Origin of the sequence: Nocardia sp. Root136, assembly GCF_001427185.1 — a bacterium.
Lineage (GTDB): Bacteria > Actinomycetota > Actinomycetes > Mycobacteriales > Mycobacteriaceae > Nocardia > Nocardia salmonicida.
The window spans coordinates 175,046-198,081 of record NZ_LMFE01000009.1 but is presented as its reverse complement, the minus strand read 5'-3'; the positions used below and the strand labels follow the sequence as shown (position 1 = coordinate 198,081).

The 23,036-nt window shown below is 65.9% G+C and carries 21 protein-coding genes; 9 read left to right on the top strand and 12 right to left on the bottom strand.

The annotated features are described in order from the left end of the window. Window positions 1-293 precede the first annotated feature (293 nt). Together ASD42_RS24210 and ASD42_RS24205 are read left to right on the top strand one after the other, a co-directional pair. Complete coding sequence (locus ASD42_RS24210) at window positions 294-962, top strand: DUF3159 domain-containing protein (protein ID WP_084787282.1); 669 nt, start codon at window positions 294-296, stop codon at window positions 960-962. An 89-nt stretch (window positions 963-1,051) separates the two neighbouring features. Further along, window positions 1,052-1,930: an alpha/beta fold hydrolase gene (locus ASD42_RS24205; RefSeq protein ID WP_056820793.1), complete on the top strand. Its 879-nt coding sequence runs from the start codon at window positions 1,052-1,054 to the stop codon at window positions 1,928-1,930. 35 nt (window positions 1,931-1,965) lie between these two features. Here the strand turns inward: ASD42_RS24205 and ASD42_RS24200 are convergent, their stop codons facing one another. The 8 genes from ASD42_RS24200 to ASD42_RS24165 form a co-directional block, all read right to left on the bottom strand. Further along, complete coding sequence (locus ASD42_RS24200; RefSeq protein ID WP_131816546.1) at window positions 1,966-2,238, bottom strand: hypothetical protein; 273 nt, start codon at window positions 2,236-2,238, stop codon at window positions 1,966-1,968. 52 nt (window positions 2,239-2,290) lie between these two features. Continuing rightward, window positions 2,291-2,692 carry a group I truncated hemoglobin gene (locus tag ASD42_RS24195; protein ID WP_056820986.1) on the bottom strand — a complete coding sequence of 134 codons (402 nt, stop codon included), beginning with the start codon at window positions 2,690-2,692 and terminating at the stop codon, window positions 2,291-2,293. A 21-nt stretch (window positions 2,693-2,713) separates the two neighbouring features. Continuing rightward, window positions 2,714-3,955, bottom strand: a complete 1,242-nt coding sequence (locus ASD42_RS24190) for an oxygenase MpaB family protein (protein ID WP_056820791.1) — start codon at window positions 3,953-3,955, stop codon at window positions 2,714-2,716. Window positions 3,956-4,413: 458 nt separating this feature from the next. Beyond that, window positions 4,414-5,703 (bottom strand): PucR family transcriptional regulator, encoded by a 1,290-nt coding sequence (locus ASD42_RS24185; RefSeq protein WP_063893726.1) that lies wholly within the window; start codon window positions 5,701-5,703, stop codon window positions 4,414-4,416. A 315-nt stretch (window positions 5,704-6,018) separates the two neighbouring features. Then, window positions 6,019-7,308: a serine hydrolase domain-containing protein gene (locus tag ASD42_RS24180; RefSeq protein ID WP_235569806.1), complete on the bottom strand. Its 1,290-nt coding sequence runs from the start codon at window positions 7,306-7,308 to the stop codon at window positions 6,019-6,021. Between the two features lie 175 nt (window positions 7,309-7,483). After that, on the bottom strand, window positions 7,484-7,990 hold the full coding sequence (locus tag ASD42_RS24175; protein ID WP_442938663.1) for an SRPBCC family protein: 507 nt from the start codon (window positions 7,988-7,990) through the stop codon (window positions 7,484-7,486). A gap of 346 nt (window positions 7,991-8,336) precedes the next feature. Continuing rightward, entirely contained in the window at window positions 8,337-9,011 is a 675-nt protein-coding gene (locus ASD42_RS33980) for a hypothetical protein (protein ID WP_056820789.1), read from the bottom strand. Then, window positions 9,008-9,565, bottom strand: a complete 558-nt coding sequence (locus ASD42_RS24165; protein ID WP_056820787.1) for a hypothetical protein — start codon at window positions 9,563-9,565, stop codon at window positions 9,008-9,010. Before ASD42_RS24165 ends, ASD42_RS33980 begins: the two co-directional genes overlap by 4 nt. A 198-nt stretch (window positions 9,566-9,763) precedes the next feature. Here ASD42_RS24165 and ASD42_RS24160 point away from each other — a divergent pair, with 198 nt between their 5' ends. Then, a complete protein-coding gene (locus tag ASD42_RS24160) occupies window positions 9,764-10,900 on the top strand; it encodes an acyl-CoA dehydrogenase family protein (RefSeq protein WP_056820982.1) in 1,137 nt (378 codons plus the stop codon). Between the two features lie 21 nt (window positions 10,901-10,921). Here the strand turns inward: ASD42_RS24160 and ASD42_RS24155 are convergent, their stop codons facing one another. Then, entirely contained in the window at window positions 10,922-12,055 is a 1,134-nt protein-coding gene (locus tag ASD42_RS24155; RefSeq protein ID WP_056820786.1) for a helix-turn-helix domain-containing protein, read from the bottom strand. 498 nt (window positions 12,056-12,553) lie between these two features. Here ASD42_RS24155 and ASD42_RS24150 point away from each other — a divergent pair, with 498 nt between their 5' ends. The 6 genes from ASD42_RS24150 (at window position 12,554) to ASD42_RS24130 (ending at window position 20,659) form a co-directional block, all read left to right on the top strand. After that, window positions 12,554-13,306 carry a bestrophin-like domain gene (locus tag ASD42_RS24150; protein ID WP_056820785.1) on the top strand — a complete coding sequence of 251 codons (753 nt, stop codon included), beginning with the start codon at window positions 12,554-12,556 and terminating at the stop codon, window positions 13,304-13,306. A gap of 770 nt (window positions 13,307-14,076) precedes the next feature. Then, entirely contained in the window at window positions 14,077-14,223 is a 147-nt protein-coding gene (locus tag ASD42_RS34540) for a hypothetical protein (protein ID WP_156677563.1), read from the top strand. 260 nt (window positions 14,224-14,483) lie between these two features. Then, window positions 14,484-15,905 carry a family 2B encapsulin nanocompartment shell protein gene (locus ASD42_RS24145; protein WP_056820784.1) on the top strand — a complete coding sequence of 474 codons (1,422 nt, stop codon included), beginning with the start codon at window positions 14,484-14,486 and terminating at the stop codon, window positions 15,903-15,905. Between the two features lie 4 nt (window positions 15,906-15,909). Further along, window positions 15,910-18,186: a terpene synthase family protein gene (locus ASD42_RS24140; RefSeq protein ID WP_056820783.1), complete on the top strand. Its 2,277-nt coding sequence runs from the start codon at window positions 15,910-15,912 to the stop codon at window positions 18,184-18,186. Continuing rightward, window positions 18,183-19,574 carry a family 2B encapsulin nanocompartment shell protein gene (locus tag ASD42_RS24135; protein ID WP_056820781.1) on the top strand — a complete coding sequence of 464 codons (1,392 nt, stop codon included), beginning with the start codon at window positions 18,183-18,185 and terminating at the stop codon, window positions 19,572-19,574. The genes ASD42_RS24140 and ASD42_RS24135 overlap by 4 nt, the downstream gene beginning before the upstream one ends. After that, entirely contained in the window at window positions 19,571-20,659 is a 1,089-nt protein-coding gene (locus tag ASD42_RS24130; protein ID WP_082844212.1) for a family 2 encapsulin nanocompartment cargo protein polyprenyl transferase, read from the top strand. The genes ASD42_RS24135 and ASD42_RS24130 overlap by 4 nt, the downstream gene beginning before the upstream one ends. A gap of 130 nt (window positions 20,660-20,789) precedes the next feature. Here the strand turns inward: ASD42_RS24130 and ASD42_RS24125 are convergent, their stop codons facing one another. The 3 genes from ASD42_RS24125 to ASD42_RS24115 all read right to left on the bottom strand — a co-directional run bounded on the left by ASD42_RS24125 (window position 20,790) and on the right by ASD42_RS24115 (window position 23,027). Further along, the gene (locus tag ASD42_RS24125) at window positions 20,790-21,224 is read right to left on the bottom strand and encodes a YybH family protein (RefSeq protein WP_056820780.1); all 435 of its coding nucleotides are present in this window, start codon (window positions 21,222-21,224) and stop codon (window positions 20,790-20,792) included. 107 nt (window positions 21,225-21,331) lie between these two features. Further along, complete coding sequence (locus ASD42_RS24120; RefSeq protein ID WP_056820978.1) at window positions 21,332-22,282, bottom strand: RNA polymerase subunit sigma-70; 951 nt, start codon at window positions 22,280-22,282, stop codon at window positions 21,332-21,334. Window positions 22,283-22,355: 73 nt separating this feature from the next. Beyond that, window positions 22,356-23,027, bottom strand: coding sequence for a TetR/AcrR family transcriptional regulator (locus ASD42_RS24115; RefSeq protein ID WP_056820779.1), 672 nt, complete (start codon window positions 23,025-23,027; stop codon window positions 22,356-22,358). Window positions 23,028-23,036 lie beyond the last annotated feature (9 nt).

Genomic DNA, 23,036 nt, shown 5'->3' with positions numbered 1-23,036 from the left:
AGCTCGGCGTGGATCGGCATCAGGTTGACCTCGCGACAAAGCGGAACCAGTGAGCGGGAACTCGATACATCATCATCACGCCGACACCGAATCGGTCAATCCCCCATTGTCGCGAGAGCCCCGGGCAGATCGACGCGTCGGCGAAGTGCATGTCGTGACAGATGTCATGCCGCATCCGTGGCGTTATCACTCGAAACGGTGTTGGGGCGCACTGTTTTCCGGCCTCCGCGGCGACGAACGTTGGAACTGTGCCTCGCACAACACCTTTCTCGCGCAACAGCTCGGAGAACACCATGCTTCAGCCCGAATCCCACCGCACACTCGGCAGCGTCGACGAGACCGCAGCCCCACGCGTAGCGCCGACCGATCCGACGCAGAGCCTGATCGACCAACTGGGCGGTACGACAGGCATGATCTACACGGCCATCCCGGTCGTTGCCTTCGTCGTGGCGAACGCGCTGGTCGCACTACCGATTGCCATCGGGTCGGCCATCGCCATAGCCCTCGGCATCATGGGGCTCAGGATCGCTCGCGGCGAGCCTGTGGTGCAGGCGAGCGGTGGGCTCGCCGGGGTCGTCGTCGCGGGTGGGGTCGCCGCGTGGACCGGCTCGGCAGGCGGGTTCTTCCTGGTCGGCATCTGGGCCAGTCTGGCCGGTGCCGTTGTCACACTCGTCTCGCTGCTGGTACGTCGGCCGCTGACCGGGTTGCTGTGGAACGTATTGCACGGCAACAAGTTCGACTGGCGACAGGATCGTCCGTCACTGCGCGGGCACGATCTCGCCACCCTCGCTCTCACCGTGATGTTCGCGGCACGCTACTTCGTCCAGGACTGGCTCTACGACATCGAAGCCACCGGCCGACTGGCCACCGCCAGGATCGTCATGGGCACCCCACTGCTGGCGCTGGCTCTAGTGGTTGTCGTCTGGGCGTTTCGTCGCTCGACCAAGCGACTGACCGCATGAGCGATGCGAACGGTTGACATCACTCCGTTTGTAGTACTACGTTCTTATCACTACAAACGCAGTGGTTTGGTTGACAGCTAGGAGACGCAATGCGAGCCGTGACTATCTGGAGTGAAGAGTTCGGACTGGAAACGGACGCGCCGGTCCTGTTGATCATGGGGTCGATGTCCCAGGGAGTCCTGTGGCCGGACGAGTTCGTGGACCTGATGGTGGCCGGGGGTCGCCGGGTGGTGCGTTACGACCATCGCGACACCGGAGAATCGGAGACCGTCGACTTCGCGGCGCAGCCGTACACCTGGCACGACATCAAGGACGACGTCTACCGCGTGCTCGACGCGCACGGCATGGAGAGCGCGCACCTGGTGTGTCATTCGGCGGGCGGGTTGCTCGGCCAGTTCGTCGCGGTGGAGCGACCCGAGCGGGTGCGCTCACTGACCGTCATCGGATCTTCGCCGCTGGGTGGCGGCGAGGGGCAGGTGCTCATGCGGGCACTGCTGGGTCAGCCGCAACCGGAAGGCAGTCTGCCCGAACCGGCACCGGAGTTCGTGGCGTTCTATCGCACGCTGATGGCCGCCGCTCCGCCGGCGGAGCGAGAAGCACGCATCGAGGGCATGATCGCCGAACAGCGTTTGCTGCACGGTGCCGAGTTGCCGTTCGACGAGGACGCGGCACGTGCGCTGCAGGAGCGGATCCACGATCGGGCCCGCGACCTGTCGGCGGTGGTCAACCACCGACTGGCCGCCGCGGCCGACCCCGACTTCGAACCGGTGGGCGTCCTGTCTCGGATCCAGGCGCCCACGCTGGTCATCGAAGGCGCTCAGGAGCCCGTCAAGCGTGGCCACGGTGTGTTCATCGCCGAACAGATCCCCGACGCGCGCTTGATGATGGTGGCGGGCATGGGTCACACGCTCCCGAGCGAAGTGCTCGCGGAACTGTCCGCCGCCGTCCTCGCGCACACTGCCGGATGATCCATTCTTCGGGCGGCATCAGCGGATCGCTAGGGTCAGTAGCGGGTAGGGGAGCAGGGATCCGGAAGGGCCGAGAACGTGGCCAGATCGCAGATGCCGCCGGTCAGCATGTGGATCGGGGTGATACCGAGCAGGACTATCAACCCGATGATGTCGCCGCGCTCGACGAAACTGCCGGCCGACTGCACTGCCGACGAGCCGTAATCGACTGCCGCCGAGCCGGTTTGCCCTTCGGCGACAGCGGTCGCGGTGCCGACAAGCGCCGCTGCCGCGACAGTGACGGCGGCGATATTCAAGGTGGTACGCATCATGTGGTCCTTGGTTTCAGTGGGTGAGGCGAACGGTGGACGGGGTCCTCGGTCACGGGCCCGAGCAGATGTCATCGGCTAGCGGTGACACCACGGCAAGGATCTGCGCCAGCAACTCCGACCGGACTCCGGCGACAGTCATGGCATCAGCGAGGTGCCCTGCGACGAGATCGAAGTGGACCTTCGTGATGCCGCGGCCACGATGTACCTGCTTCATCGCAGCGCCGATGTAGGGGTCCGGACCACCGAGGGCGGCGGACAAGAACTCGACCTGACGACCTTTCATGCGAGTCATGTTGGTGCCGGCGAAGAATGGGCCGAGCGCCTCGTCGGCGAGTACTCGCGTGTAGAACGCGTCGACGACAGCCTGTAATGCCTCATAGCCGCCGACCTGCTCGTAGATCGACGAGGCCTCGCACGGTTCGGGGGTTTCGGACGGTAGCGGGTAGAACATCATTGCAGCGCCTGCCGTAGTTCAGCGGTGGGGTTGGTTCATGTCGCGGTTCATCGTCGGAATCTCGATGCTGATCGGCATCCGCAGTTCGGCCAGATAGACCAGGGCGGCCTTGCGCAGGAATTCGTCGAGGAGCCAGTAAGGGTCGCCCAGGGGCGGGACCGCGGTCAGCAGACCCTCGCGAACGGCGATGAACGGACCCCAACTGAACCGCAGTAGCGGGTCCCAGACCGGTTCCCGCGGAATCGCGAGTCCGTCGGCGATGGCGTCGCCGAGCAGGAAGCGGGTGAACGCGCCGAGGATCGGCTTGCTCAGCAGCGCGAAGTCGATGTTGGCGCCCAATCCCAGCAGTCGATCGGCGAGCTTCGCCCCTTCCGGCGTTGCCTCGATGATGGGGTCGAGGACCTGTGCCGCTTGGGAATTCGCGTCGGGCCACATCTTGGGGATGTATTCGTTGCGGACGCCGAGCAGATGCGCGGCCACCTGCCACGAATGCAGGAACGCCGCCGATTCGTGCGCCGGGATCGGCACGTTCCAGGCGGTCAGGTGCTTCATGACGGTGGTGGGCAGGCTGTGCCAGGTGACCATGATGTCGTTCTGGCTGATCGGGATGTCCTCGGTGGCCGACTGCACCCAGTGCGGTGACTGCGGCAGCAGGTGGCGCACCGCGGCATGAACGAGCCGGGTCTTGACGCAGGTGACGATCATTTCCCCGTCGGCGGCATAGGCATTCGCGCTACCGATGTCATAACCGAGTTTCGCGGTCTTGGTAATGCGGTCTTTGAGGTCGTGGCCGCCCTTGGAGTAGTAGACCGCTCGCGCTTCCTTCGGGATGACGGTGCTCATCATGCCGCTGGCGAACCCGTAGAGGACACCGAGATACAGTCCGCGCTTCTTGTTGAACTCGATCGCGGTCCCCAGTGCGCCCAGATCGGTCCATTGCGGCAGTTGGCGGGCGTACTCCATGAAGTCGCGCAGCTCTGTCGGTAAACCGTCCGGCAACGTTTGACCGTTTCTGGTCCAGGTCCGCAACAGTTCGTTGACCCTCGGCACTTCCCCGCGATCGATCAGTCCGGCGACGAGCTCGTCGACTTCGGGATCCCACACGGTCATCGGGTCGACGCCGGACCCGCTCCCGGCCACCGACCCTTGTGGAGACCAGGTCCACGGCTCGGCTCGCACGGGCGTCACGATCGACAGCGCGCCGATCGCACCCAGGATTCCGCCGGTTTTCAACGCGTTGCGTCTATTCAGGCCGTCCATGAAATTACTCCTCATTGAGTATGCGCAGGCCCGGCGGTGTGATGAAACTATCCCGTGTCTCAGCTGGTCGAGCCTCAGAATAGGTAGTAACTTAACAAGGTTTATGGATGCGGTCGAGGTTTTTGCCGAACCCGCTGGGCTTCGCTGCTCATGCTGGCGGCATCGTCGCTGGTTGGCAGGGAACTGACTGGACAGCGTATTATTCAGTCCCCTTGCCGTCCGCTGTTCTCCGCTCATATGCGCGGCGCGAGTGTGACCATCGAAGCGATTCGTTGGAGAGTATCGGCAAAATGTTGAGTAACTTACAAGCTGCCCGCCGCGTGGTTGTGGACGGCGCAGCGTGTCCGTTTGTTGGTGCTGCAGAGGTCGCCGGTGGGTCGCGACGAGCTCGCCCGCCGTGGCGCGATCGGCGTCAGCGCTTGTTCGAGGTCACGATGCGCACCCTCGGTCGCGCGCTGTCAGTGCTTTCCGAACGCCGGCGGCTGTATCCGTTCGAGTCGTACCTGGCGGGAATGCACCGCCGCCGTGCCCTCGGTCGGTCGCTGGTGTGATGACCGCGCCAGCTCGAATGCGCGGGCGATCACCGCGGACTTCAGCTGCCACAGACCGGAAGCGTGCATCGCGTCGAGCCCGGTCAGGCTCGCGATGCGGTGCAGTCGGTAGATGATGGTGTTCGTATGGATGTGCAGGAGTCGGGCGGTGCGCTGGCGGTTCATGTCATTGGCGATGAGGATCTGCAGTGTCTGATAGAGATCGGGATGGTTGTCCAGCGGCGCGAGTAGCTCGCCGAGCTTGGTCAGGCCGGGGCCGGGCCGCGTGAGCTGGTATTCGAGCGCCAGGTCTTCGAATCGATAGAGGCGCGGGGCGTAGCCGAGCCTCGCGATGATGTCGAGAAGGTCATGAGCGACCTGTGCGGTGTCCGGGATCTGGCCGGTTGTGGTCGTTATCAGGGTCGCCGTGATGTCGACCCTGGCGGCGCGGGAGAGCGCCTCGATCAGGATGTCGAGTCGGGTGTCGTCGGTATCGGCACCGGGAACCAGGACGGTTCCGCCGTCGACCGACAGCATGGCGAGAGCGTCGTCGCAGTGCTCCGCGAGGGCGGTGTGGACTCTGCGGAGCTTTCGCCGTGCGACGATGTCGTCGTCGATCTGCGGGTCTTGATCGTCGGGGTCTCGGGGGATCGACACCGCCAGCACCGCATAGGTATCGGCGACGCTGACGCCGCAGTCGCGGGCCATGCTGGTCGTGGCTCGGCCTGCGAGGAGGGCGGCGGTCAATGCGCGCGTCGCGGTGAGGTGTTCGCTGACCACCCCGCGGTACTCGCGGAGGTAGGCATTGATCATCGTGGTGGACATGAGGTTCGAAATCGCCATGGTCGTGCGGAGTCTGTCGATCAGCGCGTCGCGATCGTAGGCCGCGTCGGAAGTGCAGATCCGGTCGACGCTCACGCGCAGCGATTCGTAGAAGGCATCCAAGATGGTGTCGATCGGCACGGCTTCGCGGGCCCAGCCCGCTGCGGCAGCCGAGAACCAGTCCAGCTGGTCGGAGACGTTGCGGCCGGCGATGACACCGTCGCCGATCTCCAGGCACTTCTTCGTCACCGTGGCGATGTCTTCGTGGATCGCGTCGCCCAATTGAGTGTCGCGGGTGGCCACATTGTCGATGAAGTGGCTGACGAGCTGGCCTGCGAGGCTTGCCGTATCAGGCAACGGCGCCCGCATCGGCGAGCAGTCCAGTTCGATCGACATCGTGGCTCCTTCGGGTCGCGACCCACACGGCATCGGTCGTCGACCGCCTGTCCCGAGAGCGGCCGTCCGCAGCATCCTTCTTCGTCGAGAGCCCACGGACCCCGATCGTGCGGTCGACGACCTCGTCGGCCGTTGTGCGTGGATCAAGAATGGATAGTAACTTATCAAGCCCGCTTGTGAGTTGTCCCCTGTTCGTCGATCTGAGTACAGTTCGTAATCAAGGGGCTAATCCGGTAAGTGCTCGCCACGCCTGCTGGCTGCTAGTCTTTGCGAAGAAGAACCACAAGTAACTTCTGTTCGTCCTGCAGTGTAACCTCAGCGGCCCGTAGTGGTCGGTCCGGCAGGGCTGGTGGGTGAGGTCGTCGCGTCGGTGCTCGGTGCGGCGGGATTGCCCGGCACCGCCTCGGGACCGTAGAAGGTCGGCAGCATGCCCTTGACCAGCACCAGCGCCGACCCCTCGCCCGACGGCACCGTCGCGAGGTTCGTGGCGACCACGATCGTGAGGTCCGAGGCGGGGTCATGGCCCATGAAGGTCATGAATCCCGGCATCTGACCGTCGTGCCCGAACAGATGTAGACCGAATCGGACGATGCCCAGACCGTATCCGGCGACATCGGGAGCGGCGGGATCGATCGGCTGGATGCTGTCCATGCGAACCCGCTGCATCTCGTCATCCAGGAGGTCGCCCTCGACGAGTGCCCGCACATACGTGGCCACATCATCGACGGTCGATATCGCGGCGCCCGCGGTCCAGGTCCACGACGGGCTCTGGTCGGTCGCGTTGCTGGGTTGCAGCGTGCCCGCGAGCGCGGCCGCCTGTTCTTCGGGCGGCAGGGCGTAGGTGTCGATGGTGGAGACATTGGTGCCGAACGCGTACCCCTGCGGGTGCGGATCGGGGATCGAGGGGTCCGCCGCCGCGGGCAGTGAGGTGTGCTTCAGGCCCAGCGGCTCGAAGATCCGCTTCTGGAAATTCTCGGCGGCCGACATCTTCGTGATCTTCTCGATGACGAGGCCGAGCAGGATGATGTTGGTATTGCAGTAATCGAATTTCTCGCCCGGCGCGAAATTGACAGGGTGCGAGAAGGCGATCGCGAGCAATTCCTCCGGCGTCCAGACCTTGTTCGGGTCACTGTCGAGCAAGGCGTTGAATTGCGGATCGAACGTGTAACTGTATAGGCCGCTTCGCATTTCGGACAGCTGAGCGATGGTGATGCGATCGCCGTTCGGAACGCCGGGCCAGTATTTGTCGATCGTGTCATCGAGGGCGAGCTTGCCCTCCTGCACCAACTGCAGGATCACCGTCGACGTCATGGTCTTGGTGTTACTCGCGATACGGAAATAATCGTCCACCGACATAGGGTCGTCGGTCCCGATGACGCGAGTGCCGAATGTCTCGGTCCAGTTCCCCTTCGTCGGCGATTTGACGACCACGACGGCGCCGGGAATGACATTGTCCTTCATCAGCTGGGTGATCACCGGCCGGAGAGTGGCGGCGTACGCGGGCTCGGCCTGCGAGGGGACCGGCGTGCTCGTGGCGCTGTCACCGGAGTCCGACGACGTGCCGCAGCCCGTGGCGATCAACAAACCCGCGGTCGCGACCAACACTGCGATACTCGTCCGGTGTCCCATGATTCTCCGATCGGCGTTTGCTCAGGAGGGGAAATGCCGCGCGGTGCAACTTTAACTCGGCCCCTACGAATTCGAGGGAAATGAGTGCCTGGGTCCGGCATATTCCCACCGGTCGGCGGTGGGGGAGTCTCACTATTTCACCCCAGCGACCTCAGTTCGGACTGTCGGCCCTAGCGTCCACGTACCCGCCCTCGGCGAGATCGGCGAGCCGTGACAACGACTCGCGATTACGTGGCGCGAGTAGCAGCGCCTGCGCCGCATGCGGAATGAATCGACTCGGTCCGCGAACGGCTCGTTCGGTCATCACGACCTCACACGAGGTGGGGCCGAGGGTGCGTAGCTCCAGCCGAACAATTGCGCTGCCGAATGGCCAGAGCCTGGCATCGAGTTCTATGCTGTGCGGCGAATCGACGGCGCGAACGGCGGTCGTGTCCTGGATCGTGCCCGGCCACGGCCCGACGCTGTGATGAATGCGAGCTCCCACGGCCGGCCAGGCGTCGTCCACTCCGCGGATATGCGAGGCGCCGACGACCCAACTCGCATAGGACCATCCGTCGGCGAGCACAGCGAACACTTCGTCCACCGGGGCCTTGATCGTGCGCGTCACCTGAACCATGTCGTGGATCGTCTCCTCGGTTCGGTCATCCTCGCTGGTCACAACGGCGCTTACCCGGTCCCGCGACTCCGAACCGGCAATCGATCACTGACCTCGCACAGTGCGGGCTCGCCGCGGATCACGGCTGTCCGCGGGCGCGGCCCATCGCGCACCCTATTCCGGGTCGTTTTCCCTTGACGACGGACGGTCCGGCGGCTTTTTGGTGCGGTTGCTTCTGAGCAGGACAACCGCGACGAACACGACCAGGGCGACGATCACGAGGAGTTCCATACGGCGCGCGTACCCACGCTGGGGGAGGTCAATCTCGCGTAGTCCGCAGAAGACGACAGAACCGTACGAGCGCTGCGGTGTATCGAGCGCTCGTACGGTTCTGTGGCAGATACCGAGGTCAGGCGGTGGGGGTCAGCAGCTGGTCGAAGAACGCGCGGTAGCTGCGCAGCGCGCGCCGCAACGACTCGGTGTCCGGGCTCTCCGACCACCGGCCCGCGATGATCTTCTGGCGTTCGGCGTAGGTGCTGGTCAGCTCGTGGATCAGTTCGGCGACCAGAGTGTCGGCCTGGGACACGGCATCACGGGGATCGTCGACGAAGGAGCCCTGCAGATCACGCCAGCGTCCCCGCAGCTGTTCCAGGGACTTTTCGTCGAACAGCGGAACGACGTCGTCCTCCACCTCGGTAGCGGGGCTCTTCTGCGTTACTGCCGGCTGCCCCGCGTGAACGGAGTCGGTCTCATCGGCGACCGCGTCGCGTTCGGTGCCGACCTCTGGCCGGGTACCGGTGAGATCCGCATCGGCCTCGCCTGAGGTGGCGGCCGCCACGGGAGCGTGCTTGCCGTCTGCGCGCTTCCCGGCGGCGGTTTCGTCGGGACGGCGATCCGGCCGCGTCTCGTCCACGGTGCCGGAGGCCTTCGGATCCCGTCCGGAATCCGGATCGATGACCTCGGCGTCGATCACCTGGTGATCGACGTGCTTGCCTGCCGTGAGGCGATCGCGTTCGCCGAGAGGGGCGTGCTCGACGTCGTCGGTGCGCGCATCGGTCTTGATTCGGTTGTGTTCGGTGCTCATGACACTGTGTCCTTCTTGTGCGTGGTGTGGCCGTTCGTCAGATCGAGGAACAGCGCGCGGTAATGCACGAGGGCGGTCCGAAGGTCTTCGGTGCTCGCCTTTCCGTCCGCGTGCTTGATCGCGATGTCGTGGGCGTCGCGGTAGTGACCGAGGGTCGCGGCATGCTCGACGGAGAGGTCGGCGGCCTGCTGGTCGAAACCTTCGGTGGGATAGCCGCGTTCGGCCATCACGGTCGTGACGAGCCGGTCGGCCTCGCTGACAGCGTCGGCGGGCTTGTCGACGAAGCGTTCCTGCACGTTCGTCCAGGCCGCGGTGAGCTCTTGCTTGCGTTCGGAGGTCAGTTCACGCAGCTCGAGCGAGTGGTGCCTGCGCTCACGTTCCACCAGTTCGCGTTCGGCGGCGCGGCGATCGTCGGTCTGTTCGAGCGCCCGGTCGTATTCGGACCCGAAGCGGCCTCGCAGACGCCTCCGGCGTAGGTACGGCTGGGCCAGAAAAGCCGCACCGGCGAGTACGACCACGATGACAATGACAGCTACCAGAATTCCGGAAGTCACAAGTTCTCCTTCTACGAGCCTCTTGTCCCGGAATGCCTCGACAATCGAATCTCAAACAGGCCGAGCATCCGGATGATCACGGAGAGCAGCAGATTCGGGCTCGCCGCCGCAATTTCCGCGGACCGAGATCCCGATCTCGCGGCTGCGTGTGGCGTGCTGCGTATCCTGGTCGAAACCCTTTCGAGCGGAGGACAATTCGTGATCAGCGCGCAGGTCGGATCGTCGCCGGAGTCGGGCGAGCAGGAGATCCTGGATCGGGTGGCCGAACTGGCGGTGGGTTTCGCCGCCGACGCGGCCGACTACGACGAGCGGGCCGAGATTCCGGTCGAGGAGCTGACCGCGCTGCATGATGCTCAGGTCGATCGGGCGGTGCTGCCTCGCCGACTGGGTGGGCTCGGATTGAGCTATCAGTCGTTCGGGACAGTGGTCCGGATACTGGCGAAGGCCGATCCGTCCATCGCCACGATCTGGGTGATGCATGCTGGCGCGGGCGTCGCGTTGGCGGAGTTGACCGGCGATTCGGTCGGGTCGTTCTTCGCCGACGAGTTCCTCGCGGGTAAACGGTTCGCCAACGCCTTGTCCGAACCGGGCAGCGGCAACCGCTTTCTGCAGCCGCAGCAGGTGGCCGAACCCGCGGTGGGCGGCTGGTCGCTCGCCGGTGCGAAGCGGTTTGTCTCCGGTAGCGAGATCGCGGACTACTTGCTGGTGAACGCGCTGGTCTCGGGAGTGCCGACGTTCTTCGGAGTGATACCGGACGAGTCCGTATCGATCATCCCGATCTGGGACACCCTCGGTTTGCGAGCGACCCGCAGTCAATTGCTGGCCTTCGACAACACCGTGTTGCGCGCCGAATATCGCGGTCGCGCACCGGGACCGGGCGATTTCGCGGTGATCCCGGCCGGGTTGCCTGCCATCTCCCTCGGTATCGCCGACGCGGCGCTTGCCGCGTTGGTCGCGCACGCGCGCTCGCGAGTGATCCTCGGCAATCCGCTGGCCGACCAACAGTGGGTGCAGCACGAGGTCGCCGACGTGCAGATCCGGCTCGCCGCCGCGCACGCCCTCTACGACCAGGGTCTGCGCGAAGCCGACAGCGCCAACCCCGCCTTTTTCGCCACTCTGTCGCGGGCGAAGTACCTGGCGAACAAGGTGGCCGTGGACGTCGCGCAATTGGGCGTGCGCGTGGGTGGAGCGTCGGGCTATCTGCGCGGGTCGCCGATCCAGCGACACCTACGCGACGCCGAGGCCGGGCAGCTCATGGCGTACTCGACGGAGGTACTGGCCGGCGAGATCGGCCGGGAGGTGCTCGGCGTCGCTTCGACGCCGCCGAGCCCTTGATCGACGTCGAGCTGTCGGCGGTCACCAGCCCGCCATCGCATCCCTGCGCCGTGCGGTGCGGTAGGCGGCGGGGGTTACCCCGTACTTGGCGCGGAAGGCTCGCGAGAGTTGGTCGACCGTGCGGAAACCGCAGCTGTCGGCGATATCGCGGAGCCCGCGGGTGTCGTCACTGAGCGCACTCGCCGCGGCAGCCAGTCTGCGGGTGCGGATGAGCCGCCCGACGGACATGCCCTGGAGTTCGAACGCCCGGAACAGGGTTCGCCTGCTCACGTGCAACCGAACCGCGACCGCATCCGGGTTCACGGCCGGGTCGGCGAAGTTGCGGTCGATGAAGTCGGCCGCGCGGCGGCGCAGCACATCCTCGGCGGTGAGTTCCTTTGTCGCATCGGTGAGATCCCGTTCCAGCAGAGCGACGACCGCCGCCCGGAACAGGATCTCGTCGATGCGCGCGACTATCCGCAAGCTGCCGGGAATCGTTGCGCCACAAGCTATATCGCGAGCAACCATCAGGGCAGACACTGCCGCCCGCGACAGCGGCCACGACCGGCCGCCCGCCGCGGCGGCGTTCAGACCCCAGGCGGTCAGCGAATCCACCGGGAGATAGAGGTACAGCACGTCGGTGGCCGGGGTTTCGCATCGGGCGAGAGTCGAGCGGAACGGGCTGTCGAGGCACAGCGCGAATGCCTCCCCGGCTACCGCGGTCGATCGATGGCCCCGTTGCTCGAGCGTGGCTCGTCCGGCCAGCACCAAACCCAGTTGTAGGTACTGGCTGTAGTGGTCGTCGTCGACACCGATACCGCGCTCGGCGGTGATGTCCGAGGACCGCAGCCGGGCGACCAATACCGACCCGGTGCTAGAGGTCCACAGTGTGGCAGCGAAATCCTCCCGGGCACGTAGGTCGCAGCCGAACCCCACCCGCTGGAGATCGCGCGATCCGCGCAGGGCCACACCCTGGTCATCGGCGGGGCCGGGGCGTTCCAGCGGACAATTTGTTTCCGGTCGGATCAATTCGCTCGTCGATTGCCCCAATCCGAACAAAGCGGACTTCTTTCGGGTCGAGGTCCTCGGATCGACCTTGGCCCGGGCCGAGCGCTGTCCGCCGGGCTCGGTCGGCCGTCCGGCCTCGATCTCGTGCGCGTCCGTCTCGCTGTGCATATCCCACCTCCGCGCAGGGGTGCGCGGTCGCCGGGAACGGGTAGGACGCGGATCCGTCACCGGTTGCCTGCACCTGTCGACAATCTGGAATCGCTCTCGAAAGATCAAGGATAACAGCGTAATTCGGTGCCTCTGTGCGGTCGGGTCGATCTCGGTATCGACGCGTGGACGACACTCGCATTCCGTGCCAGGTTCGCCGGGATGTCGTGCCAGGACCGTCTGCGAGAGGAGCGCGGTCGACTGCCTCGAAGGAGGGTCCCGCCTGCCGATTTCGGTCATCCGGCGGTCGGTGTGGGAGCTCGTCGACGGTTTGCTTGGTCATTGCGGCACTCGTATCCGCGGCCTAATCTCGACACCGTTGGCTCCCTTGCTATTCCGTGGTTGTCGGTCGCAGGATTCCTCATCGTGTCCTCCCTTCCTCGGAGGTGGTCCACACAAATCTTCAGTGATTTCCGGCGCGCATCATCGCCCACCTCGACGACGAAGGACTACCGAGACATGCTCTGGGAAGCACTGCTGTGGGTAATCGTGGCCGCCGGACTGGCCGGGACCGCCGCCTACTTGCTGCGCAGGCGCGGCAAGGGCCGCGACGGCGAGGCCACCAACGAGTCGGTGGGACAGGTCTTCACCCTCGTCGGCGGTCTGCAGGTGGTGCTGGCGTCGTTCCTGCTCATCGGCGTGCTCGATACCAACGCGAGCGCGGCGAAGGCCGCGTCCGACGAAGCGGACCGATTGCTCGCCCTGCAGTGGGCGGGCGACGCGTTGTCCGAACCTGCCCGCGGCACCGTCACCAGGGCCGTGCATGCCTACACCGGCCAGGTGATCGAGGTCGAGTGGCCCGCCATGACCTCCGGCGAAGATGTCGACGACAAGGCGTGGAACCAGCTGTCGACGGTGCGCACCGCCATTGCCGCCACCCCCGCCGCCGACGAATGGCAACGTTCGCGCCAGATCGCGGCAGCCGATCGGCTGTGGGAGGTCTACGAGGCCAGGCAGTCCAGGATCGAGGCCGCGGGCAGCGCGTTGTCGCCGATGATGTGGCTGGCACTGGCGCTCGGCGCGATTCTGTCGGTGGGTTTGTCACTGCTGTTCTCCGGCACCAGCGCGCGCATTCATGTCGTCGTGGTGGCCAGTTTCGCGGCGGTGGTGACGTTCATGATCTTCACCATCTTCGAGCTACAGAATCCCTACGGCCGCGCCGCTGCGGTCGCACCGACGGCCTTCGACGCCGTGCTGGCGCAGCTGAGGTGAAAATGACTGTGCGGAGGGGGATCTGGGCTGCCCTGCTGTCGGGGGTCGGCCTGTTCGCGCCGGGGTCGGTCGGTGCGACTCCGATGTCCCCGTCGGTCGAGCCGCCGAGTGTCGTCCTACCCCGAAGCACGCCGCGAGCTGGAACGCTCACCACCGCCCCGGCGGAACCCGTTGATACGCCTCGCGTGCCGCCCGGCGCCACGACCGTGCAACCGACGCCGGGCGGGATTCCTCGATCGGTGCCTCGGTTCGAGGAACCGGATGCCCCTGACACCCGGCGACCGTTCGCGGAACCCCTGCTCCCCGGTCACGGTGAACGGCCCGATCGACCGGAGACAACCACGCCGAGAAGGGCATTCGAGAAGCCGGTCGTTCCCCCGTACGACGGGCTGGAGATACCCGTTCCTGAACGCTCGTACGAGGTGCCGGTTGCTCCGGAGCGGGTACCGCCCCGCGGGGGTCTGGAGTTGCCGGCTCCAGCCCGCCCGTTCGATGGACCGGAAGTGCATGTTCCGGCGCCCCGGCCTCCGCTCCCGCTGCCTGTTCCAGCGCCCCCACCCTTTCGGTTGCCTGCTCCCGCGCCGCCGCCGCTGCCCGTACCGATGCCATTGCCCTCGGCCCCGCCGCTGATAGTGCCGCCTGCACCCGAACCGTCACCGGTCCGAGAACCACCTCCGCCACCACCACCGAGCGTGTCGGTCAGTCCCGCGCCGCCGCTTCCGTCGCCCACGCCAGAGGCGCCCAGCCCACCCGTCCCGGTCTCCACGCCGATGAGGTTTCTTCCGCCCCCCGAGCAGGAACCGGAGGCGGTGGTTGCCCAGCCGGTGGCCGTCGAACAGCGGCGCTGGGCGCTGACCGCCCTGGTGCTGATCATGGGAAGTGCGGGTGCGGCCAGGGCGGCGTTGCGACGTTCGTGAGCAGTAACAGCAACTATTTCGCATCCTCGTGGCAGTGTCACGAGGGCTGCTCCGACCTGGGTTGCCGCATGCCGCGAATCAGTCCATGGCTTTGAATCTTATTAGCGCACAACGGAATTCAGCTGAATCGTCCTCGAACATCGCATGCTTTCCGCTACAGTAGTTTTGCCGCTATCGATAGCCGGTGGATAACTGATTCGTTCGTTTCCCCGTGGTGTGTCATCTCGTTTCTCCCATGTCTCTAGAAGCAGGAAGAACTCATGACTGAACTGGCTGAACCTTTCTCTGGAACCATTGCCGCCGCCCAGCTGAGCCTCAGCACTGTGGCCGCGCGAAACCTGGCAACCACCACCAAATCCGTGCCGCAGATGCAAGGCATCACCTCTCGGTGGCTGCTGAAACTGCTGCCGTGGGTGCAGGCCGACGGTGGTGTGTACCGCGTCAACCGTCGCCTCACCTACACGGTCGGTGACGGCTTGATCACCTGCTACGACACCGCGGGTCAGGCCCGGGTTCTCGCACCCGATCTGCGTGAGCTGCGCTATCTGCGCCAGTACTCCGATGACGCTGCCCTGCAGGTGCTTGCGGACTCCTTCGTCGAACGGCAGTACGCGCCCGGCGACGTCATCGCCGAAGCCGGTCAGCCGGCCGAAGAGCTGGTGGTGCTCGCCCACGGCAAGGCCGACAAGCTCGGCACCGGCGCCTACGACGAGTCGACCGTTCTCGAGATCATGACCGACGGCCGGTTCATCGGCGAACGGATCCTCGGTGCCGACGCGCAGCCGTGGGACTTCACCGTCAAAGCCGTCACCGCGTGCACCTGCCTGGTCCTCACCTCCCGCGCTCTGGCCGAGGTCAGCGCCCGGATCGAAGGATTGCGCGAGCACGTGCGGGTGGCCCAGCTCGACGACGCCGTCGCTGATGAGCGGGCAAATCCCTACGGCGAGAGTTCGATCGAGCTCGCCTCGGGCCACGACGGCGAGCCGCAGTTGCAGGGCACCTTCGTCGACTACGACCTGTCACCGCGCGAATACGAATTGAGCATCGCGCAGACCGTGCTGCGGGTCCACAGCCGAGTCGCCGACCTCTACAACAAGCCGATGGACCAGATCGAACAGCAGCTGCGGCTGACCATCGAGGCCCTGCGCGAGCGCCAGGAAGACGAGATGGTCAACAACCGCGACTTCGGTCTGCTGCACAACGCGGCACCACGTCAGCGGATCAGCACCCGCACCGGCCCGCCGACACCGGACGACCTGGACGAATTGCTGGCACTGGTCTGGAAGGAACCCACGTTCTTCCTGGCCAATCCGAAGGCCATCGCCGCCTTCGGCGCCGAGTGCAGCCGCCGCGGCATCTACCCGACGAGCACCGAGCTGAACGGGCATCGGGTGCCGTCGTGGCGCGGCATCCCGATCCTGCCGTGCAACAAGATCGGCACCTCGGCCAGCCGCACCACCTCGATCATGCTGATGCGCACCGGTGAAGCCGCCCAGGGCGTGATCGGCCTGCGCCAGATCGGGATTCCCGACGAGTACGAGCCCGGACTGAACGTGCGCTTCATGGGCATCGACGACAAGGCGATCATCTCCTACCTGGTCAGCACCTACTACTCGGGCGCCGTGCTGGTGCCCGATGCCCTCGCCATTCTCGAGAACGTGCAGCTCGGCGCCGAGGCCTGACATCGTGCAGCCCTTCGAGCTGCCCGAGTTCTACGTCGCTCATCCCGCGCGGCTGAACGCGCACGTGGAACAAGCACGGGCACATACCAAACAGTGGGCCTACGAGATGGGAATGCTCGGCGACACCGTCGGTGGCGACGTGGTGTGGGAGGAGGCGAGTTTCGACGGCATGGACTACGCCGGCCTGTGCGCCTATACCCATCCGGAGGCAAGCGCACCGGTGCTCGACACCGTCACCGACTGGTACACCTGGGTTTTCTACTTCGACGACCACTTCCTCGACGCGTTCAAACGCACCGGTGACATGGACGGCGCACGGCGGTATCTCGACCGCCTGGCCGCGTTCATGCCGCCCGACGGTGCCGCGATGCCCGAACCGACCAACCCCGATGAACGCGGTCTCGCCGACCTGTGGGCGCGGACGGTGCCGTCGATGTCGCAGGGCTGGCAGGAACGGTTCCGCGAAAGCACCCGGAACCTGCTGCTCGACTGTGTCTGGGAGATCGGCAACATCAATACCGCCCGGATTCCCAACCCCATCGACTACATCGAGATGCGGCGCAGGGTCGGCGGCGCACCGTGGTCGGCCGATCTGGTGGAGTACGCCCGCGGCACCGAGATTCCCGAAGCCGTCGTCGGCACCCGGCCGATGCGCGTGCTCAAGGACACCTTCTCCGACGCGGTGCACCTGCGCAACGACATCTTCTCGTATCAGCGCGAGACCGAGGAAGAAGGCGAGGTGAACAACGGAGTCCTGGTGGTGGAGCGGTTCTTCGACTGTTCGCCGCAGCAGGCCGCCGACATCGTCAACGACCAGCTCACCTCGAGGATCCACCAGTTCGAGAACACCGTGCTCACCGAGCTGCCCCTGCTGTTCGACGAGCACAGGCTGGACGCGGTGCAGTGCGCGGCGACGCTGTCGTATGCGCAAGGTCTGCAGGACTGGCAGTCGGGTGGCCACGAATGGCATCTGCGGTCCAATCGGTACATGAACGGCTCCGCGGCGGCGGGACCGATGTCGTTCGGTCCCGCGGGGCTCGGCACCGAGCTGGCCAGACCCGGGTTCTGGAAGGGTCTGGCCGGGCCGGGCGGAGCGCGTAGTCACCGCCAGATTCCGTTGCGCCGCACCGGGCAGTTGCCGCTGCCGGACTTCGATGTGCCGTTCGAACTGAGTCTGTCGCCGCACCTGCCCGTGGCGCGCGCGGCCAGCATCGAGTGGGCGCAACAGGTCGGATTCCACGATCCGCTGCCCGAGCTCGGTGGGCGGCAGTTGTGGGCTCGCGAGGATACGGTCGGGTTCGATTTCGCGCTGTGCTCAGCCGGTTTGGATCCCGACGCCGATATCGAGGCGCTGACGCTGTCGGCCGAATGGCTCACCTGGGGGACCTGGGGCGACGACTACTTTCCCACTGTCTTCCCACCCACCCAGGGTGCCGCCGCGATGGCCGGGGCGAAATCCTGCAACGCCAGACTGTCGACGTTCATGCCGTTGGACCTGAAACCTGTAGGGACACCGGTAAATCCACTGGAACGATCGTTGATGGACCTGTGGTCGCGCACCGCGGGGCCGATGTCGCCGGCAGCTCGGCGTACGTTCCGGCAAGCGGTGGAATCCATGACCGAAAGCTGGTTGTGGGAGCTGGCCAACCACATCCAGCATCGGGTCCCCGACCCGGTCGACTACCTGGAGATGCGCCGTCGCACCTTCGGCTCGGATCTGACGATCGCGCTGTCGAAGATCGCCCGCGGCGGCCTGATACCCGATGCGGTGTTCGAGTCCACCACCATGCGCGGCATCGAACACGCCGCGCAGGACTACGGCTGTCTGATCAACGACTTCTTCTCCTATCAGAAGGAGATCGAGTACGAAGCCGAGTTGCACAACGCGATCCTGGTGGTCGAGTCGTTCTTCGATTGCGACCGCGACATCGCCGCCAAGGTCGTCGACGACCTGATGCGGGCCAGAATGCGACAGTTCCAGCGACTCGTCGACGACGAATTGCCCGTCTTGTTCGAACACCACGGGCTCGACGCCACCGCTCGCGCGGCGCTGACCAGCTACATCGACGAACTGCGTGATTGGATCGCGGGCATCCTGCACTGGCATCGCGGCACCAGCCGCTACAGCCCGGAGAACCTGCACTACCCGGTCGGCAGGCAACCGCACACTGCCGCCCGCCCGGTCCACACGTGGGGACCCTCGGGTATCGGCACCGCCGCCGCCCGCATTCGTCCGCGCGTCGCCACCCATGCCACCTCGCCGGGAAGGACTTCCTCGTGACCAGCACCGCCCAGAACCCACCGACCGCCTTCGGTGTCGCCGCCGCCCGCACATTGGCGACCACCACCAAATCTGTTCCGCAGATGCAAGGAATCACGCCCCGCTGGCTGCTGCGCATGTTGCCCTGGGTCGAGGTCGACGGCGGAACCTACCGGGTCAACCGGCGCCTGACCTACACCGTCGGGGACGGATACGTCACCTGCACGCTGGCCAACGGCCGCTATCAAGTGATCCCGGCCGAACTGCGCGAATTGCGGGCGCTGCGCGATTTCGACGACGACGACACCTTGGTCGAGCTCGCCCGCCTGTTCACTCAGCAGGAGTTCGCGGCGGGGGAGACGATCTGCGAGTTCGGCAACGAAATCGATGCGGCCTATGTGCTCGCCCACGGCCGGGTCGTGCTGACCGGCCCCGGCGAATACGGCCAGCAGGTGCAGCTCGACGTGCTCGACGACGGCAGCCACCTCGGCGCCGCCACTCTTCTCGGTGGACAAGCGATTTGGGAATACACGGCGACCGCGAACACCGCCTGCACGGTACTGGCGTTGCCGCGCGCGGTGTTCGACGCACTGTGTGCCCGTGAACCCCGTCTGGCCGCCCACGTCGCCGACCTCGGGACCGCGGTCGCCGCCGAACGGACCGGTGCCGACAAATACGGTCAGGCGGCGATCGGACTGCTGTCGGGCCAGCAGGGCGAGCCGACCCTGCCCGGGACCTACGTCGACTACGACCAGCAACCGCGCGAACTCGAGCTCAGCATCGCGCAACTGCTGCTGCGCGTACACACCAGGGTCACCGACCTGTACAACAAGCCGATGAACCAGCTCGACCAGCAGCTGCGCCTGTCGATAGCAGCGCTACGGGAACGCCAGGAACGCGACCTGCTGACCCACCACGACTACGGCCTGCTGCACAACGTCGACCCGAGTCAGCGGCTGTGTTCTGCCACCGGCCGCCCGACACCCGATGACCTCGATCGCCTGCTGGCTCGCCGTCGTAAGACCGCGTTCTTCCTCGCGCACCCTCGCGTGATCGCCCAGTTCGGCCACGAATGCACGGCCCGAGGCATCTACCCGGATCCCACCGAAGTCGAGGGAAAGCGGGTGCACGCGTGGCGCAATGTGCCGCTACTGCCTTCGGACAAGATCCCGATCTCGCCGAGCGGGACCAGCACGATATTGGCGATGCGGATCGGTGAATCCGACGACGGGGTGATCGGCCTGCGCCAGACCGGCCTGCCCGACGAAGTCGAGCCGGGCATCAACGTACGCTTCACCGGCATCGATGACCGAGCGATCGCCTCCTACCTCATCAGCGCCAATCACGCTGCGGCCGTTCTTGTTCCGGACGCCCTCGGTGCACTGACCGAAGTGCAGGTGAATCGATGAGCACTCCGCAGGCCGCGAGCACACCGATCCTGGCGCAGGCACCCGTGACAGCACCCGCGGTGTCACCGAGCTCACGCACGGCCGCCGACGTACTCGATCAATGTCGCGAGGCCTGCTCCGCCACCCTGCACGCCGCCGTGCAGATGATGCCTGCCACGGTGCGCACTATCGTCGGGTACCACTTCGGCTGGTGGGACCCGACAGGGCGGCCGGAAAAGCACGACGGTGGCAAGGCGATCCGCCCCGCGCTTGTTCTGTCGGCCGCCCGGTTGACCGGCGGTGACGTGGCGGCTGCCGTGCGCGCGGCCGTCGCGGTCGAACTGGTGCACAACTTCTCGTTGCTCCACGACGATGTGATGGACCGAGACACCACCCGACGGCACCGCCCGACCGCGTGGACCGCTTTCGGTATCGGTCCTGCCATCCTCGCCGGCGACGCGCTGGTCGCCCAGGCCTATTCCCTGCTCGCCGCGGAGCCGAACACACCGATCGTCGAAGCGACGAACCTGATGAGCCGCTCGGTGCTGCACCTCGTCGAGGGCCAGTGCGCCGACCTGGGATTCGAGCGGCGCACCGATGTCGAGGTCGACGAATGCCTCACGATGGTCGACCAGAAAACCGGGGCGCTGTTCGGATGTTCGGCCGCCCTCGGTGGCCTGTTCGGAAACGCGGACTCCGGTGAGCTCCTGCACCTGCAAGAGTTCGGCAGGCGCCTCGGCCGTGCCTTCCAGCACACCGACGACCTGCTCGGCATCTGGGGCGACCCGCACGTCACCGGCAAATCGGTGTTCTCCGACCTGCGCAGTCGCAAGAAGTCGCTGCCGGTGGTGTTCGCACTGCGCTCGAACACCCCTGAAGCAGGCGCGCTCGCCGACCTCTACCTCCGCGAAAAGCCGCTCGACGACAGCGAATTGGTCCGCGCCGCCGAGCTGATCGAAGCGGCAGGCGGGCGGGAATGGAGCCGCCTGCAAGCGCGACAGCTGTACGAGGAAGCGATGTCGGCGATCTCGCAGGTCGGGTCCGACGCAGGAGCCCTGGCAGATCTTGACCTGCTCGCGGCGCTGGCCGCGGACCGAGACTGCTGACGCCACGCGCGATTGTGTTGCATGCCACCGCCCGGCCACGGCTACGGCCCCGGCCGGGCCGTGGCCGGTCTGGCGGCCCGTCAGACCGCCGTAGAGCTGACGGGAGTCTTCGAGGGTGCCCGTGTAGTACTCATAGTCTCGGGCCCTGAGACGGCTGCGGGTCTGTGACGGTTGTGTCCGGGAACGAGTGGTGTTCGTGCGCGACAACCCAGCGTCCGTGGTCCTTGCGAAGGCCAAGAGTGAGACGCAATCGTGTATCCGGTTGTGCGGCAAAGTCTTCTGGAGTACCGCAGCGCAGCAGAGCGTTCGCGTAGGCGACGTCGGCTCCTGCGGTCACGTCGAGTTCGACGATGTCGAACTCCGCGCCGCGCGCCAGCCATTTAAAGAAGGGGGGCCAGGTTTCCCGGTAGGCGTCGATGCCGCGGACCCCGTTCTGCGGCGGCGGAACATCGAACATGACGATGTCGGCGGTGTGGTCGGCCAGTACGCGGTCGAGGTCGCGGTCGCGGATGGCGCTCGCCCACGCGTGTACCAGTGTGCGGATCCGGGCCTGGTCTTCCGACATGTCGGTCTCCCTTCGATGTGCCGAGGCGCTCGGGTCTCGGCCGGTGGGAACGTCCCACTGCCCATATGACCCTGCGATGGGTGCCGAAATAATCGTCGGGCGGGAAATCAGTCGGACACGGTGCACGGAAGGTCGAAACGGGGGAAGAGCGTCGGGTCGAGGAACGACACCACGTCGGTGATCGCGCCGTCGCGCACCACCAGCACATCGAGTGCCATGGCAGTGAAAACGCGGCTCTCGGCATCCCACGAATAGGTGCCGAAGGCTGGTTGGCCATTGGCCACGGTGGGCAGGAAACGCCAGCGCCAGCGCAACGGCTCGGCCACCAGGAAGTCTCGGATGGCCGCCTGCCCGGCATACCATCCGGGTAGTGGTGGCATGGCGTACCTGGCGTCGGCGGCGAGCAGTTCGACGATGCCGTCCACGTCGGCAGCCTCCCACGCGGCCGCGTAGCGCTGGGCGAGGTGGCGAGTCCGCGGATCACCCGGGTCTTGTGACGGAGTGGAAGCGTTTTGTTCGGCGTGCGCTCGAGCGCGTTGCAGGGCACTGTTGGCCGACGCGACGGTCACGTCGAGCAATTCAGCTGTCTCGTGTGCGGTGAAGCCGAGGACATCGCGCAGGATCAAGACACCGCGCTGGAGTCCTGGTAGCTGCTGGATCATGGCCACAAAAGCTAATTCCACGGCCTCCCTCGCCGTGTAGCGAGCCTCCGGTCCCGGCTCACCCGCACCGAGACCAGGAAAGGGTTCGAGCCAGAGCCGTTCGGCCGCAAGCTCATTCGGTGCGCTGTCCATCGGCAGTTCCCGGCGTCCGCGCTGCTCGAGCATGGTCAGGCACCGGTTCGTAGCGATCTTGTACAGCCACGGCCGGAACTTCTGCGGGTCGGTGAGATTCGCGCGGGAACGCCAGGCGCGCAGCATCGCCTCTTGCAAGGCATCGTCGGCGTCGTGCACCGAGCCGAGGAGCCGATAGCAGTGCACGTGCAACTCCGCGCGCAACGAGCCGACGAGCTGATCGAACTCGGCTCGATCGAATGCGAAATCGCCCCCATTGTTCACCTGCCGATCATGGCACACGGCCGCCACCTCGACAGTCTCCGAACGCGGGCTCGGGACAGGCGGCAGTACCGGCTCAGGCGTGGGGCGCTTCGGGGTCAGTCAACAGCGAGCGGGTCCATGCGTCGACAATCCAGTCCCGGAAGCGCTCTGCCGTCCAACGGCGTTCGCCGACAAGGAGCACCCAATATTCGGTCGCGTTCATGCTCCAGAGGATGTCGGCTACCTCGTCGTCGGACAGATCCTCGCGCAGCTGCCCCGTGCTGCGCAGGTCGGCCGCGAACTCGCGCATGTTGGCGGCCCGTCGATCGCCGATTTCCGCCCATACCCGGGCGCAGGACGCGTCGGTCGTCGCGGCATCGCGCAGGGCAAGGAAGATCGGCGCGAGCCGTTGCTGGATCGCGGCCAGCGCGTGGGCGTAGATCGCGATCTTGTCCTCGGCCGATCTCGCCTCACCGATCGCGCGAACGTACTCCCGCTGCCGGGCCGGAATCGCTTGGTCCGTGCCGGAGAGGGCGGTCTCGACGAGCTCTCGGAGCAGCACCGGTTTGCGACCGATGGACGCATAGACAGTGTCGACGGAAACGCCGGCCTCCGTGGCGATCTCGCTCACGGTGGTGGCGACGTACCCGTTCTGAACGAACAAGCGCCGCGCGGCGTCGAGGATCGCATGACGCGTATCCGCCGCCTGCGCGGCGCGCCGCGGAGCGTTGTATCGACGCTTGCCGACCTTGACGTTCTCGTCCATGGACGCTTA

What these genes read in the sequence shown, in the direction of transcription:
- ASD42_RS24210 (WP_084787282.1), top strand. Translation starts at nt 294, where the DNA reads ATGCTTCAGCCCGAATCCCACCGCACACTCGGCAGCGTCGACGAGACC.
- ASD42_RS24205 (WP_056820793.1), top strand. Translation starts at nt 1,052, where the DNA reads ATGCGAGCCGTGACTATCTGGAGTGAAGAGTTCGGACTGGAAACGGAC.
- ASD42_RS24200 (WP_131816546.1), bottom strand. Translation starts at nt 2,238, where the DNA reads ATGCGTACCACCTTGAATATCGCCGCCGTCACTGTCGCGGCAGCGGCG.
- ASD42_RS24195 (WP_056820986.1), bottom strand. Translation starts at nt 2,692, where the DNA reads ATGTTCTACCCGCTACCGTCCGAAACCCCCGAACCGTGCGAGGCCTCG.
- ASD42_RS24190 (WP_056820791.1), bottom strand. Translation starts at nt 3,955, where the DNA reads ATGGACGGCCTGAATAGACGCAACGCGTTGAAAACCGGCGGAATCCTG.
- ASD42_RS24185 (WP_063893726.1), bottom strand. Translation starts at nt 5,703, where the DNA reads ATGTCGATCGAACTGGACTGCTCGCCGATGCGGGCGCCGTTGCCTGAT.
- ASD42_RS33980 (WP_056820789.1), bottom strand. Translation starts at nt 9,011, where the DNA reads ATGAGCACCGAACACAACCGAATCAAGACCGATGCGCGCACCGACGAC.
- ASD42_RS24155 (WP_056820786.1), bottom strand. Translation starts at nt 12,055, where the DNA reads ATGCACAGCGAGACGGACGCGCACGAGATCGAGGCCGGACGGCCGACC.
- ASD42_RS24150 (WP_056820785.1), top strand. Translation starts at nt 12,554, where the DNA reads ATGCTCTGGGAAGCACTGCTGTGGGTAATCGTGGCCGCCGGACTGGCC.
- ASD42_RS34540 (WP_156677563.1), top strand. Translation starts at nt 14,077, where the DNA reads ATGAGGTTTCTTCCGCCCCCCGAGCAGGAACCGGAGGCGGTGGTTGCC.
- ASD42_RS24145 (WP_056820784.1), top strand. Translation starts at nt 14,484, where the DNA reads ATGACTGAACTGGCTGAACCTTTCTCTGGAACCATTGCCGCCGCCCAG.
- ASD42_RS24130 (WP_082844212.1), top strand. Translation starts at nt 19,571, where the DNA reads ATGAGCACTCCGCAGGCCGCGAGCACACCGATCCTGGCGCAGGCACCC.
- ASD42_RS24125 (WP_056820780.1), bottom strand. Translation starts at nt 21,224, where the DNA reads ATGTCGGAAGACCAGGCCCGGATCCGCACACTGGTACACGCGTGGGCG.
- ASD42_RS24115 (WP_056820779.1), bottom strand. Translation starts at nt 23,027, where the DNA reads ATGGACGAGAACGTCAAGGTCGGCAAGCGTCGATACAACGCTCCGCGG.